Source organism: Pseudomonas sp. GW823-FHT05G12 (assembly GCF_058795575.1).
Genome location: NZ_CM179501.1, coordinates 312405 through 326809, shown reverse-complemented (window position 1 = coordinate 326809; position 14405 = coordinate 312405). Strand labels below are relative to the sequence as shown.

Below are 14405 nucleotides of genomic sequence, written 5' to 3'. Positions count from 1 at the left end.
CCACAGGATAGGGTGAGAGTCCGTCAAATCAGGTTCAGGAAGGCCTGGCGCCATGCAGCATTGGCAGGTAATGCCAGGAAATGCGGATTGAGCAGCGACTCGCGTGGCGGATACCGGAACGGCAAGCCATCCAGCCCGATCACTTCGCCACCGGCCCCCTCCACCACACCCTGCGCCGCAGCAGTGTCCCACTGCGAAGTCGGCGCCAGGCGCGGATAGCAGTCTGCGCTGCCCTCAGCCAGCAGGCAGAACTTCAACGAACTGCCGATATTGGCCAGCTCCAGCTCACCCACCGCAGCCCCAAGGCCGGCCAACAGCGCTTCCTGCTCCGGGCTGGAATGCCGACGGCTGGCCACCACGGTAAAACGCTCGCCCTGCGCGGGTTCGTTGCGTACTTGGATCAGCTGGGCTGCCTCGCCGGCATCTGCACGCCAGGCCCCCATCCCGCGCCCACCGAAGTAGCAGCGTCCATTGGTCGGCATCGACACCACGCCAAACACCACGTCGCCGTTCTCGATCAGGGCGATGTTGACCGTGAACTCTTCACTGCCGGCAATGAACTCCTTGGTGCCATCCAGCGGATCGACCAGCCACCAGCGGCTCCAGCTTTGCCGCTCGGCCAGCGAAATATTGCAGTCCTCTTCGGACAGCACCGGAATCTGCGGCGCCAGCGCCAGCAGGCCATCGGCAATTACCCGGTGCGCCGCCAGGTCGGCGGCGGTAACCGGCGAATCGTCGGCCTTGTTGGTCACCGCAACATCGGCGCGCCAGAATGGCAGGATCGCCTCGCCTGCCGTCAGTGCCAGCTTGACCACTTCGTGCATCAGTTGCAGGTCGTTCATAGCTCCAGCAACCCCCGCTGAATCAGCAGGTCACGGGCCAGGTACAGCGCCGCCAGGGCGCGGCCCTCGGTGAACTGCGGATGCATGGCCAAGGCCGACAACTCACGCAGGTTGACCTTGTCGACCCGCATCGGCTCGGGCTCGTCGCCTTCCAGGCGCTCTTCGTACAGGTCGCTGGCCAGCACCACCTGAATCTTCTGACTCATGTAGCCCGGCGACAGCGACAGTTCCGTCAGGTGCTCCAGCTGGTGTGCGCCAAAACCGGCTTCTTCCTTGAGCTCCCGGTCGGCTGCCGCCAGCACGTCTTCGCCCGGCTCGATCAAGCCCTTGGGCAACGACAGCTCGTATTCATCGGTGCCACCGCAGTACTCCTCCACCAGCACGGCGTGCTCGGCATCGAGCATGGCCACGATCATCACCGCGCCGTAGCCATTACCCCGGCCCACCAGACGCTCATAGGTGCGCTCGGCGCCATTGCTGAAGCGCAGCTGTACGGCTTCGACGCGGAACAGGCGGCTACTGGCGACAATTTCGCGGCTGAGTACGGTGGGTTTCTGGCGCATGGGGCGGCTCCTTGGCGTGAACGGGTTACTATACCGTGGCTTGCCGACTGATCGAGAGTTTCCCATGCCTGTTCTTCCCTGGTCTGCCATCGATACCGTCCTGCTGGACATGGATGGCACCCTGCTCGACCTGCATTACGACAACCGCTTCTGGCTGGACCACCTGCCCCAGCGCTATGCCGAGCTGCACGGTGTAAGCCGGGCCATGGCCGAAATGGAGCTGCAACCGCTGTTCGAACGCAATGCCGGCACATTGAACTGGTACTGCCTGGACTTCTGGAGCCGCGAGCTACGCCTGCCCATTCGCGAGCTGAAGCGGGAAATTGCCGACCTGATTGCCCTGCGCCCGGATGCCGATACCTTCCTGGCGGCGATTCGCCAGGCCGGCAAGCGTGTCGTGATGATCACCAATGCCCACCGTGACTCGCTGTCGCTGAAGCTGGAACGGGTGGAGCTGGCGCCGTACTTCGAGCGGCTGATCAGCTCGCACGACTATGGCTACCCGAAGGAAAGCCCGCAGTTCTGGGATGCCCTGCAGGCGGATATCGGCTTCGAACCGGAACGCAGCCTGTTCATCGATGACACGCTGGCGATTCTGCGCAGTGCACGGCGGTTTGGTGTGGGGCACTTGCTGGCGGTGCGCCAGCCCGATAGCCAGGCACAACCACGCGATACCGAAGAGTTTGCAGCGGTCGAGGATTACCGGGCGTTACTGGAAGGCCTGTAAGGCCCCATTCGCGGGCATGCCCGCTCCCACTCAGTGCTGGCGCTGTACCTGTGGGAGCGGGCGCGCCCGCGAAGAGGCCTGTACAGACTTCAGCGATCAGTCAGGAATACGCAGCACCTGCCCCGGGTAGATCTTGTCCGGGTGCTTGAGCATCGGCTTGTTGGCCTCGAAAATCTTGTTGTACTGATTGGCATTGCCATACACGACCATGGCAATGGCTGAAAGTGTGTCGCCCGATTTCACTGTGACGAACCTTGCCGCCTGGACTACCGGCCCGGTCACGGTGATCTGGTCCTCGACACTGGCCACGCCGCTGATGTTGCCCGCCGCCAGGATAATCTTCTCCTTCTCTTCCTGGCTGGCCACTTCACCCTTGAGGATGATCTTGTCTCCTTCTACAGTGGCGGTGATGTTGGGGTTGCCCAGGCCAACAGCTGCCACGTGTTTCTTAAGCTGCTCCTCGGCATTGGCGTTGCCAGGGGTCAGCAGGTCGATCAACTTCTCGCCGGCTTCCTTCACGAAACTGAACAGGCTCATTGCGCTCTCCTTGTTGACGAAACCTTGGACACAGGAGTCTAGGCCAGCTTTACCACTTCCGCCCTGCGCGACCAATCGACGCGGTCTATCAAGGCATAGACCCTAGCGATTAGACGCCGCCGGCCCACGCGCCTAGGCTTGTGCTATCAGAAAGCCGCCGGTATTCAGCGCCCCGATGAACAGCAAACCTCCGGTCTGCGCGGCCTCATCGCCCTTGTCCATGCCCGCCGCCAGCAACACCTACGATTACGTCCAACTCAGCGACGCCAAACGCGACAGCACCCCGCTGGCCGAGGAAGTGGCCCTGGCCATTGTCTATAACGGCCTCAACCAGGCGGTGATGCTGGTCAGTCCTACCGATCTGGAAGACTTCGCCGTCGGTTTCAGCGTCGGCAGCGGCATTGTCGAAGGCACCGCAGAAATCTACGACCTCAAGCTCTCCGGCAGCGGCTCGGCACTGTACGCCGACCTGGAAATCTCCAGCCGGGCGTTCTGGAACCTGAAAAACCAGCGCCGCCAACTGGCCGGCACCAGTGGTTGCGGCCTGTGTGGGGTCGAGGCCCTGGAGCAGGCACTGCCGGATCTGGCCGTGTTGCCGGGTGCACCCCTGCCCCCGGCCCAGTGGCTGGTCGGCCTGCGCGAGCGCATCGACGCCTTCCAGCCACTGGGCCAGCATTGCGGTGCCGTGCATGCAGCATTGTTCATGGACCGCCAAGGCGAACTGCTGCTTGGCCGCGAAGACATCGGCCGGCACAACGCCCTCGACAAACTGATCGGCGCGCTGCTGCGACAACGCATCGACACCCAGGGTGGCCTGGCCATCGTCACCAGCCGCTGCAGCCTGGAGCTGATCCAGAAAGTACTGCGTGCCGGCATCCAGACCTTGGTCAGCCTGTCGGCGCCCACCGGCCTTGCCCTGCAATGGGCGCGCAAGCACAACCTCAACCTTATCCACTTGCCCAAGCACAGCGCACCGCGGGTCTACAGCCCAGCGGCGGAGTCGTAACAGTCGTGACCTCGTACCAACAACTTCCGGACAACACCCCAACCTCCCCCCCTCGCTACAAGCCCTACCACGGCCCCGCCGGCGGTTGGGGCGCACTGCGTAGCGTAGCCAAGGCCTGGGTCGGCAGCGATAATGCGCTGAAGAACATTCGCGCCCTGCTCAAGACCAACCAGAACGGCGGTTTCGACTGCCCCGGCTGCGCCTGGGGGGACTCGCCGGAAAGCGGCATGGTCAAGTTCTGCGAGAACGGCGCCAAGGCGGTGAACTGGGAAGCTACCAAGCGCCGTGTCGATGCTGCCTTCTTCGCCCGTTACAGCGTCACCTCGCTGCTGCAACAAAGCGACTACTGGCTGGAGTACCAAGGGCGTCTGACCGAACCGATGGTCTATGACGCTCCCAGCGACCGTTACCTGCCGATCAGCTGGGATGCCGCCTTCGCCCTGATCGCCCGCGAACTGAACAAGCTGACCAACCCTGACCAGGCCGAATTCTATACCTCGGGACGTGCCAGCAACGAAGCGGCGTACCTGTACCAACTGTTCGTGCGCGCCTACGGCACCAACAACTTCCCTGACTGCTCGAACATGTGCCATGAGGCCAGCGGCGTGGCGTTGGGGCAAAGCGTCGGGGTCGGCAAAGGTACAGTCACCTTCGACGACTTCGAGCACGCCGACGCCATTTTTGTCTGGGGCCAGAACCCCGGCACCAATCACCCGCGCATGCTCGACCCACTGCGTGATGCGGTAAAGCGTGGCGCCCAGGTGGTGTGCATCAACCCGCTCAAGGAGCGTGGTCTGGAGCGCTTCCAGCACCCCCAGAACCCACTGGAAATGCTGACCAACAGTGACCGCCCGACCAACACCGCCTTCTTCCGCCCGGCCCTGGGTGGCGACATGGCGATGCTGCGCGGCATGGCCAAGTTCGTCCTGCAATGGGAACGCGAAGCCCAGGCCAACGGCGAACCGGCCGTATTCGACCACGCCTTCATCGCCGAACATGGCCATGGCGTCGATGAGTACCTGGCCGTGGTGGACGCCACGCCGTGGTCGCACATCCAGGCACAGTCCGGCCTCACCTTGGCCGATATCGAACTGGCCGCGCGTATGTACTGCCGTGGCAAGCGGGTGATCATGTGCTGGGCGATGGGCATCACCCAACACCGTCATTCGGTGCCGACCATTCAGGAAATCGTCAACCTGCAGATGCTGCGTGGCAACATCGGCGTGCCCGGTGCCGGCCTGTGCCCGGTGCGTGGCCACAGCAACGTGCAGGGTGACCGCACCATGGGCATCAACGAGCGCCCGCCAGAGGCGCTGCTGGATGCCATCGAAAAGCGCTTTGGCTTCCCTGTGCCACGGCGCAATGGCCATAACACCGTCGAAGCCATTCACGCGATGCTCTATGGCCGGGCCAAGGTTTTCATCGGCTTGGGCGGCAACTTCGCCCAGGCCACACCCGACACCGAGCGTACCGCCCAGGCGCTGCGCAACTGCGAGCTGACCGTGCACATCAGCACCAAGCTCAACCGTAGCCACCTGGTCCATGGCAAGCAGGCACTGGTCCTGCCGTGCCTGGGCCGCACCGACATCGACCTGCAGGCCGAAGGGCCGCAGGCAGTCACGGTTGAAGACTCGTTCAGCATGGTCCACGCCTCCAACGGCCAGCTTAAGCCGCTGTCGACGCAAATGCGCTCGGAGCCTGCGGTGATCGCCGGCATCGCCGCCGCCACGCTGGGCAAACAACCGGTGGACTGGCACTGGCTGGTGGCCGACTACGACCGCATCCGCGACCTGATCGGCGACACCATTGCCGGTTTCAGCGGCTTCAACCAGCGCCTGCGTAATCCGGGTGGCTTCTATCTAGGCAACAGCGCGGCCAGCCGCGAATGGGCGACCAGCACCGGCCGCGCCAACTTCAAGGCCAACCTGCTGCCCGACACGCTGCTTGACGAACGCGTACGCGCCAGCGGCCAGTTGCCAGACTTGATCATGCAATCGATGCGCTCGCACGATCAGTACAACACCACTATCTACGGCCTGGACGACCGCTACCGCGGCGTGCGTGGCCAGCGCGAGGTGCTGTTCGCCAACGAAGCCGACATCATCCGCCTGGGCTTCCAGCCGGGGCAGAAGGTCGACATCGTTTCGCTGTGGGGGGATGAACATGTGCGCCGGGTGCAAGACTTTACCCTGCTGGCCTTCGACATACCTGCCGGGCAGGCGGCGGCGTATTACCCGGAGGTGAACCCGCTGGTGCCGCTGGAGAGCATTGGCGTGGGTAGCCATACGCCGACATCGAAGTTCATTGCCATCAAGCTGGAGCGTGCGCGGGACGACGGACGCATCCTGTAAAAACGAAAAAAGCCCTGTTCCGTGGCGGCTCAGGGCTTTGTCATAAAGGTCTCAGACAGCCTGAAAACGATAAAGTTTCATAGTAAATACAGCAAGTTAGAGAATTGTGTACAACTCGTGTTACTCGTCGGATTTCCGTTGCCAGCCAAGTCTCTTAGCCTCAAATTCGCCTCGTCATCCCTATGAGGCTCTCTTGATGAAGAAGTACTCCTCGATTCTGTTGTTGTCTTTCAGCTTGCTCAGCGGCGTTGCCATGGCAGGCGGCACCACCGAGGCCGGCATTGGCGGCGCATTGGGTGGGGTACTGGGCTCTGTCGTGGGCAACTCCATCGGTGGCAGCACCGGCGGCGCCATTGGTGCCGGTCTGGGCGGTGCGGCAGGTGGCGCCCTGGGCGCAGACAAACGCCAGCGTGGTGAGGCCGCTATCGGCGGCGCGCTGGGCGCTGCAGGTGGTAACGTGGTCGGTCGCTCCGTGGGCGGCACCACGGGTAGCTACATTGGCGCGGCAGCCGGCGGTGGTGCCGGTGGTGCGCTGGGTAACTACCTGGGCAAAGAGGCCGACGAAGACGATTACCGCGATGGCCGCCGCTATCGTCGCGGCTACGACGACGACCGTCGTCACTGGGACCGTGGTCACCACTATGGCCACCGCAAGCACAAGCGCCACTGGCGCGACTAACGCCTGAGGGCCCTGCCCCCGGCAACAAAAGCCCCGCCCCTGCCAGCGGGGCTTTTTTATGCCTGCCGCTCCAGCACGAGGCCGGACAGAATCACCTGCAGCGCCTCTGGCAACGCCACAGGCCGGCCACTGTCGCGCTCGATGAACACCTGCACTACCGTGCCTGCTGCGCACGCCTCCGGTTCGCCCGGGCGATACAGCGCCAGCCGGTACTCTACCGTGCTGCCCGCCAGTCGCGTCACTCCCAACCCCACCTCCAACAAATCCGGGAAGCCCGGTAGCGCGTAGAAATCCGCAGCCGAACTGACCACGAAGGCGGCCAGTTCACCGTGCCGCAGGTCCAGTTCGGCCTGCTCGACGAGAAACGCCTGGATCGCGGTTTCGAAGAAACCGTGCACCGTTGCACCGGCGATGTGGCCGTTCAGGTCGTTGTCCTGGGGGCGGGTAAGGATCGGGTGGAAGTGGGAGAAGGCAGTGCGCTGAGGGGCTTCGATCATCTGGCTGGCTCTTGTCTACGCAATGGATGCTGACAGTGAAACAGAAAAACCAGACTTTCGCTGCCTATGCGGGCCCCTTCGCGGGTAAACCCGCTCCTATGTATGGACTCGCCCACACTGTCTAGCTGCTTTTTTGAACATAGGAACCCGGTTGCATCTATGTATCAGGCCTGTTCGAGGAAGCTTTTTGCTTCTGGCCAACATCGTGGTGAGCTCGCAGTGTGCCGTTTACATGGAGGCCACTATCAGGCCTGTAGGAGCGGAGGCATCGGTCTGCGACGGTCTTACCTAGGGTCAATGTTCACTAGCAGGGGTTGGAGCGCCTAGCGCCCCGGTGGCATTACCCGGTTGGTCAGAGGCTCATAGCCGCCTCCGGTTTTTCGTTCGGTTTGCGTTGGTAAACCTGATCGCTCTGTAACAGGGCCCAGATAATCCGCAGATTTCGATTAGCCAGCCTGATCGCCGCCTCCTTGCGCCCAAGGCGGGATAGCCAGCGCAAGAGGCGGCGATCATCTGGCTGATCGGAATCAGGCCTTAACTGACTCAAGACAGCATGCGCGCCCTGGATCATCAGGCTGCGTATGTAGCCGTCACCGCGCTTGCTCATCTTGCCCAATCTGATTTTGTTTCCGCTGCTGTGCTGATCGGGCACGATACCGAAGAAGGCGGAATACATTCGGCCACTGGCGAAGCGGCTGGGGTCGGTCTGTTTCGCCACGATCGCCGTGGCAATGATAGGGCCGACGCCGCGAATGGTGATCAGTCGCTGAGCGACTTTATCCTCTTGGGCAGTCGCTTCGAGCCGGCGGCTCAGCGCCGTTATGCGTTCACCTAGAGACAACCAGTCCATCAGCAACTCATCGAGCAACTCGCGCAACAGGTCGGGTAGAGGCAAGGAAGCATCCTCAAGCGCCTGAGGCACATGCTTATTGATCGCGGCATCGCCCTGGGGCATGGATACGCCATGCTCGAGTAGCAAACCACGGATCTGATTACCCAGCGCGGTATGTCGCTTGATGTTACCGCGCCGGATACGGTGCAGCGCTTGAATAGCCAGTGCTGTGGTGCTCTTGATCGGTATCGAAGCGATGCTCGTATCGCGACCGGCACGCAAAATGGCATAGCAGTCGTTACGATCGTTCTTAGCACCGCTGCGATGTTCGGCGACACGTTGCGCCGGCAGGATGCGAACCGGATTACCTTTGGCCTGCAGCAGCCTGGCCCAGGCTTGTGCACCTGGACCGCACTCCATCAAGACGGCCACGGTCGTTGGCAGCCTGAGCAGGAAATCATGGAACGCTTGGCGGGATTTGATGCGATCTTCGTAGATCACCCGACCAGTAGCGTCCTCGCCTGCTAATTGGAAGACCTGTTTGGCCAGGTCTACGCAGATGGTTGTGCAAAGCTCCACATCAGTGGAAGACAGGGAATCGTGTTTCGAACTATGCTTTTTCATGGTCTCGCCCTCGCTGCCGTTGGCTTCTTCGAACACCACCGTGGCACTGTGATGCCTCGGCGGGGGCGAGTCCATCGATTACACGACGGCCTGCGCCCACCGCCAATCAGTGTGTAGGAGCGGGTTTACCCGCGAATACGATGGCGGCTGCGACGGTGAACCACGGGTGGAAATTGGTCAGCAGGTCCGGCCCTTTCGCGGGTAATCCCGCACCCACAAAAAAGCCGCCCCTGGGGGCGGCTTTCTCGTTGCGGCTGAGCTCGGCTTACAGCTGCGGGCCAGCGGCCTTGATGGCGTCGGAAACTTCGAACTTCTTGAAGTTTTCGATGAACAGCTTGGCCAGACCTTTGGCAGCCTCGTCGTAGGCCGCTTTGTCAGCCCAGTTGGTGCGCGGGTTGAGCAGTTCGGTTTCAACGCCCGGAACGGCCTTCGGCACGTCCAGGTTGATGATGTCCAGGTGCTCGGTTTCGGCACCGACCAGTGCGCCGCTCTGGATTGCGGCGATCACGGCACGGGTGGTGGGGATGCTGAAGCGCTTGCCAACGCCGTAGCCACCACCGGTCCAGCCGGTGTTGACCAGGTAGACCTTGGAGTTGAAACCGTTGATACGCTTGATCAGCAGCTCGGCGTACTCGCCAGCCGGACGCGGGAAGAACGGTGCGCCGAAGCAGGTGGAGAAGGTCGACTTGATGCCGCCGCCCGAACCCATTTCAGTGGAACCGACCAGCGCGGTGTAGCCGGACAGGAAGTGGTAGGCCGCCTGCTCGTTGTTCAGGATCGAAACCGGAGGCAGAACACCTGTCAGGTCGCAGGTGAGGAAGATCACTGCGTTAGGCTCGCCGCCCAGGTTCGCTTCCGAACGCTTGGCAACGTGCTCCAGCGGGTAGGCCGCACGGCTGTTCTGAGTCAGGCTGACATCGGTGTAGTCGGCGTGCTTGTTGGCGTCGAGAACGACGTTTTCCAGTACTGCGCCGTGCTTGATGGCTTTCCAGATGACCGGCTCGTTCTTCTCGGACAGGTCGATGCACTTGGCGTAGCAGCCGCCTTCCATGTTGAAGACAACGCCTTCGCCCCAACCGTGCTCGTCGTCACCGATCAGGTAACGGCTTTCGTCAGCCGAAAGGGTGGTCTTGCCAGTGCCGGACAGGCCGAAGAACAAGGTCACATCGCCTTCTTCGCCGATGTTGGCCGCGCAGTGCATAGGCAGTACATCGGCAGCCGGCAGCAGGAAGTTCTGCACCGAGAACATGGCTTTCTTCATTTCGCCGGCGTAGCGCATGCCAGCGATCAGCACTTTCTTCTGGGCGAAGTTGATGATCACGCAACCGTCGGAGTTGGTGCCGTCACGCTCAGGCTCGCACACGAAGTTGGCGACGTTGAGGATCTGCCACTGGTCGCGGCCAGCCGGGTTGAACTGCTCCGGGTTGATGAACAGGCAACGACCGAACAGGTTCTGCCAGGCAGTCTGGGTGGTCATCTTCACCGGCAGGTAGTGCTCGGCTGCGGCCCCTACGTGAACATAGGAAACGAAGTGATCCTGGGCGTTGTTGAACGCCTCGACACGAGCCCACAGGGCATCGAACTTGTCGGCCGGGAACTTGCGGTTGATCGGGCCCCAGGAAATGGCGTCCTGGGTGGAAGGTTCTTCGACGATGAAACGGTCAGCCGGCGAACGGCCGGTACGGTGACCAGTCTCCACGACCAGTGCGCCAGTATCGGCTAGTACGCCTTCACCGCGTTGCAGCGCTTCTTTTACCAGCTCATCGACGCTCAGGTCGGTGTACACGGTGTTGTTGGCTTGCGTCATGAGATACCCCATCCGGCCCGAGGCCGAGTGCTCCAAACGTTTTGTAGTTGTCTTGAAAAAACTACTACAGCGAAAAAAGTGGCCGGATTATGCCAGAAACGCCCAAAAAAAGTAGGCCCCTCCTGTCAGAACTGCGCTTTTGCGCAATTCGACAGGAGATTATCCTGTGATTTAACGTTTCAGTGACGAGTTTCTGAGGCCACGTCAGTACCGCCACCCGCAAACAATTGCGCCACATCGCTGGCATCGAAGAAGTAGCGCTCGTTGCAGAACTGGCAATCGATCTCTACCGTCCCGCCACATTCGTCCACCAGCGCCTTGGCGTCGTGCTCGCCCAGACTGACCAGCGCATTGCCGGAGCGTTCCCGCGAACAGCTGCAATTGAAGCGCAGTGGCTGGATATCGAACAGGCGCACGGCGTCTTCGTGATACAGGCGGTGCAGCAGTGTTTCGTTGCCCTCTGTCCACTCTTCAGGCTTGAGCGTCTTGGCCAGGGCGACCACATGCTGCCAGCTGTCTTCGCGCTCTTCATCATCCGGCTGGCGATCACGTGGCAGTTGCTGCAGCAATAGCCCACGGGCCTTGCCGCCTTCGGCATTGAGCCAGAAACGGGTATTGAGCTGCTGCGACTGGACGAAGTAGTTGGTGAAACATTCAGACAGGTTGGCGCCATCGAGGTCGACGGTCCCCTGGTAGCGCTGGCCCTTGACCGGGTCGATGGTCAGGGTCAGGTGGCCGTCGGGCATCAGCTGCGACAGGGTGGCACCAGCCGGAATCTGGTCCGCTTCGTAGCGGGCCATGCCACGAATCTCGCGCTCACTGGAACATTCCACCATCAGCAGCGGAATCGGCCCGGCCGAACGCGCCTGCAGAATCAGCAGGCCATCGAACTTCATCGCACCCACCAGCAAGGCGGTGGCGGCCATCAACTCGCCGAGCAGCACCTTGACCGGCTGGGGGTACTCATGACGCGCCAACACCGCGGCGTAGCTGTCATCGAGAGACACCCACTCGCCGCGCACATCGCGCTCGTCGAAGATGAAACGTTGGGTGAAATCGGTATCAGGCAAATCGCTCATAGGTTTCGGCTATCTAAAAAATGATGACAAAATGGTTACAAGGGTTGTCGAAAACCGGCGAGAACCCGTGACAGAGCGCTCACAAGGCGCTCCGATTCCTGTTTGCAATAGAGGTATTTTATGGACAATCGACCACTGTTCCAAGCAAGGTGGTCCTGGGGGCCATTGGCAGCCTGTACGCTGCTTCCCATCGCTCTACTGTGTTTCTGGTTATGGCCTTTTGGCCAGATCCTGTGCCTGACTTTCGACGAGTGGCTGTTCCGCAGCCTGAACGCGCCGCTGGCCGATAGCACCACCTGGCGCTACATCTGGACCATCGGCAGCCTACGCCCGTTCGACATCGTCGTCGGCCTGATCCTGCTGGCAGTGCTCATTCGTGGTGACTGGGTGTTCAAGGCTGCTCAGGTTCGCCAGGCATTTTTCGGCTTTCTGGTCACGCTACTCCTCTTAGTGGTGATTCGCGCGCTGTTTTCCAAGTGGGTGGATGCAGCCGGGTGGCAACACAAGAGTCCCTCGATGATCTTCGACGACGTCGTGCACCTGAGTGACTATTACCCGAACCTGGAGGCTGCCTGGGAACTCAAGGACCGCTCCAGCAAGAGTTTCCCGGGTGATCACGCCTCGGTGCTGCTGATCTGGGCGCTGTTCATGAGCGTGTTCAGCCGCGGCCTTGCGCAATACCTCGTGGTCTGGGGGCTCGCAGCGCTGTTCATGCTGCCGCGCCTGGTGGCCGGTGCCCATTGGGGGCAGGACGACTACATCGGCGGCTTGCTGATGGCCGTACTGGCACTGGGCTGGAGCTACTACACGCCGCTGGCGGCCAAAGGCAGCGAGGCGTTGATGCGCTGGACAGCGCCGTTGTTCAAGCTGCTGTCCGCGTTACCGTTGGTCGGACGAATGGCGGTGTTGCGCTAGATTCCTAGGGCTGCGCAGCAGCCCCATTCAATCGTAACTTCCATGCAGCTGGTGAATCTGCCGCCGCTGCTTCTTGGTCGGCCGGCCATCGGTGGTCACGCCCATGGCCCCGGCCTTACGCATTTCAGCCGCCTGTTCACGGCGACGTACACTTTCTTCGGTTTCCTCGTACAACGCCTGCGCCTCTGGGGCACCACGACGCACCACCGACAGCGCCTTCACCACCACCGTGCGCTCATCGAAGCCGGTACGCAGCACGAACTCGTCGCCCACCCGCGGCTCCTTGCCCGGCTTGCAACGCTCGCCCCGGCAATGCACCTTGCCACTCTCGATCGCCGCCTTGGCCAGCGCTCGCGTCTTGTAGAAGCGCGCCGCCCACAGCCATTTGTCCAGGCGAACCTTGTCGTCGTCTTCGGCTTTTTGTGCCATCCCGTTACCTCGGATTCTGTCTTTCATCGAACTGTACTACCTTCACATACGGATGCAAAAAGTCCCCGCCGTGCTTAAAGTTCACCACCTCATTCGCAGGGTGCGCTTCGTGAAGACATTTGACCATTTGACTGTGATCGGCCTGCGCGAGTGGGTCGCCCTGCCTGACCTCGGCGTGGCCGGGCTGCGCGCCAAGATCGACACCGGTGCCAGCACGTCGAGCCTGCATGCCACCGAAGTGGAACCCTTCGAGCGCGACGGCCAGCCCTGGGTTCGCTTCACTGCGCACCTGGGCTCGGTGGTGCAGTTGCGCCACCGCCGCTGCGAGGCACCGTTGGTGACGATGAAGACCATCAAGAGCTCCAACGGCCACGCCCAGACCCGCTACGTCATCCGCACGTCACTGGCGCTGGGTGATGGTGTGTGGGAGGTGGAGTTCACCCTGGCCTGCCGCAAGAACATGCGCTACCGCCTGTTGCTTGGCTCCAAGGCCCTGATACACGGCCAGCTGGTAGTGAACCCAGGCCTGAAATACGTACAAGACAAACCGGCCTTCCCGGCCACCCTTTCCCCTGTCACAGGTGCTGCATGAAGATCGCTGTGCTGTCGCGCAATCCGCGTCTGTATTCCACCCGCCGCCTGGTCGAAGCCGGTACCCAGCGTGGCCACGAAATGGTGGTGATCGATACCCTGCGGGCATACATGAACATTGCCAGCCACAAGCCGCAGATCCACTACCGCGGCAAGCCGCTGGAAGGCTTCGATGCCGTGATCCCGCGCATAGGTGCTTCGGTTACGTTCTATGGCTGCGCGGTGCTGCGCCAGTTCGAAATGATGGGCGTCTACCCGCTCAACGAGTCGGTAGCCATTGCCCGCTCGCGCGACAAGCTGCGCTCGTTGCAGCTGTTGTCGCGGCGCGGCATCGGCTTGCCGATCACTGGTTTCGCCCACTCGCCGGATGACATCCCCGACTTGATCCAGATGGTCAACGGTGCCCCGCTGGTGATCAAGGTACTGGAAGGCACCCAGGGCATTGGCGTGGTGCTGTGCGAAACCCCCCAGGCGGCCGAGTCGGTAATCGAAGCGTTCATGGGCCTCAAGCAAAACATCATGGTTCAGGAGTACATCAAGGAGGCCGGTGGCGCAGATATCCGATGCTTCGTGGTAGGCGACAAAGTAATTGCCTCGATGAAGCGTCAGGCCAAACCGGGCGAGTTCCGCTCCAACCTGCATCGGGGTGGCGTCGCCAGCCTGATAAAAATCACCCCAGAAGAGCGCATCACCGCCATCCGGGCGGCCAAGGTGATGGGGTTGAGCGTGGCGGGTGTGGATATCCTGCGTTCCAACCACGGGCCGTTGGTGATGGAGGTAAACTCGTCGCCAGGGCTGGAGGGCATCGAAGTCACCACCGGCAAGAACGTCGCCGGGATGATCATCGAGCACCTGGAGAAGAATGGCGGGCCCAATCAGACCCGGACCAAGGGCAAAGGCTGATTCAAGCCTGTGCCCGCCTCTTC

At 61.7% G+C, this 14405-nt stretch carries 15 protein-coding genes; 7 read left to right on the top strand and 8 right to left on the bottom strand.

Features of this window, described 5'->3' with window-relative positions:
• Window positions 1-23: 23 nt before the first annotated feature.
• Window positions 24-842, bottom strand: coding sequence for a 3'(2'),5'-bisphosphate nucleotidase CysQ (cysQ, locus tag AC3RCM_RS01420; RefSeq protein WP_104886817.1), 819 nt, complete (start codon window positions 840-842; stop codon window positions 24-26).
• Complete coding sequence (nudE, locus tag AC3RCM_RS01415) at window positions 839-1405, bottom strand: ADP compounds hydrolase NudE (protein WP_104960604.1); 567 nt, start codon at window positions 1403-1405, stop codon at window positions 839-841. Before nudE ends, cysQ begins: the two co-directional genes overlap by 4 nt.
• Window positions 1406-1469: 64 nt before the next feature.
• On the opposite strand from nudE, the gene yrfG reads away from it, so the two are divergent.
• A complete protein-coding gene (yrfG, locus tag AC3RCM_RS01410; protein WP_021782608.1) occupies window positions 1470-2132 on the top strand; it encodes a GMP/IMP nucleotidase in 663 nt (220 codons plus the stop codon).
• A 96-nt stretch (window positions 2133-2228) separates the two neighbouring features.
• Here the strand turns inward: yrfG and lysM are convergent, their stop codons facing one another.
• A complete protein-coding gene (gene lysM, locus AC3RCM_RS01405; RefSeq protein ID WP_198747276.1) occupies window positions 2229-2669 on the bottom strand; it encodes a peptidoglycan-binding protein LysM in 441 nt (146 codons plus the stop codon).
• Between the two features lie 175 nt (window positions 2670-2844).
• On the opposite strand from lysM, the gene fdhD reads away from it, so the two are divergent.
• From fdhD to AC3RCM_RS01390, 3 genes are all read left to right on the top strand, one after another.
• A complete protein-coding gene (gene fdhD, locus AC3RCM_RS01400; protein ID WP_010951628.1) occupies window positions 2845-3675 on the top strand; it encodes a formate dehydrogenase accessory sulfurtransferase FdhD in 831 nt (276 codons plus the stop codon).
• A 5-nt stretch (window positions 3676-3680) separates the two neighbouring features.
• Window positions 3681-6026 (top strand): FdhF/YdeP family oxidoreductase, encoded by a 2346-nt coding sequence (locus AC3RCM_RS01395; RefSeq protein ID WP_492629310.1) that lies wholly within the window; start codon window positions 3681-3683, stop codon window positions 6024-6026.
• 196 nt (window positions 6027-6222) lie between these two features.
• Entirely contained in the window at window positions 6223-6705 is a 483-nt protein-coding gene (locus tag AC3RCM_RS01390) for a YMGG-like glycine zipper-containing protein (protein WP_003255803.1), read from the top strand.
• Between the two features lie 56 nt (window positions 6706-6761).
• Here AC3RCM_RS01390 and AC3RCM_RS01385 read toward each other — a convergent pair whose 3' ends face one another.
• The 4 genes from AC3RCM_RS01385 to hslO all read right to left on the bottom strand — a co-directional run bounded on the left by AC3RCM_RS01385 (window position 6762) and on the right by hslO (window position 11544).
• Complete coding sequence (locus AC3RCM_RS01385; protein WP_492629309.1) at window positions 6762-7202, bottom strand: acyl-CoA thioesterase; 441 nt, start codon at window positions 7200-7202, stop codon at window positions 6762-6764.
• A 352-nt stretch (window positions 7203-7554) separates the two neighbouring features.
• Window positions 7555-8613 carry an IS110-like element ISPpu11 family transposase gene (locus AC3RCM_RS01380; protein WP_104887826.1) on the bottom strand — a complete coding sequence of 353 codons (1059 nt, stop codon included), beginning with the start codon at window positions 8611-8613 and terminating at the stop codon, window positions 7555-7557.
• Between the two features lie 310 nt (window positions 8614-8923).
• Complete coding sequence (locus tag AC3RCM_RS01375; protein WP_003255806.1) at window positions 8924-10465, bottom strand: phosphoenolpyruvate carboxykinase; 1542 nt, start codon at window positions 10463-10465, stop codon at window positions 8924-8926.
• A 179-nt stretch (window positions 10466-10644) separates the two neighbouring features.
• Window positions 10645-11544, bottom strand: coding sequence for an Hsp33 family molecular chaperone HslO (gene hslO, locus AC3RCM_RS01370; protein WP_020191055.1), 900 nt, complete (start codon window positions 11542-11544; stop codon window positions 10645-10647).
• Between the two features lie 120 nt (window positions 11545-11664).
• Here hslO and AC3RCM_RS01365 point away from each other — a divergent pair, with 120 nt between their 5' ends.
• On the top strand, window positions 11665-12459 hold the full coding sequence (locus tag AC3RCM_RS01365; protein WP_492629308.1) for a phosphatase PAP2 family protein: 795 nt from the start codon (window positions 11665-11667) through the stop codon (window positions 12457-12459).
• A 27-nt stretch (window positions 12460-12486) separates the two neighbouring features.
• On the opposite strand, the gene AC3RCM_RS01360 is transcribed toward AC3RCM_RS01365, so the two are convergent.
• Window positions 12487-12888 carry an RNA-binding S4 domain-containing protein gene (locus AC3RCM_RS01360; protein ID WP_003255812.1) on the bottom strand — a complete coding sequence of 134 codons (402 nt, stop codon included), beginning with the start codon at window positions 12886-12888 and terminating at the stop codon, window positions 12487-12489.
• Window positions 12889-12997: 109 nt separating this feature from the next.
• Here AC3RCM_RS01360 and rimB point away from each other — a divergent pair, with 109 nt between their 5' ends.
• Both rimB and rimK read left to right on the top strand, forming a co-directional pair.
• Window positions 12998-13480 (top strand): retropepsin-like aspartic endopeptidase RimB, encoded by a 483-nt coding sequence (gene rimB / locus AC3RCM_RS01355; RefSeq protein ID WP_004576370.1) that lies wholly within the window; start codon window positions 12998-13000, stop codon window positions 13478-13480.
• A complete protein-coding gene (gene rimK, locus AC3RCM_RS01350; protein WP_003255817.1) occupies window positions 13477-14382 on the top strand; it encodes a 30S ribosomal protein S6--L-glutamate ligase in 906 nt (301 codons plus the stop codon). The genes rimB and rimK overlap by 4 nt, the downstream gene beginning before the upstream one ends.
• Window positions 14383-14405: the final 23 nt, after the last annotated feature.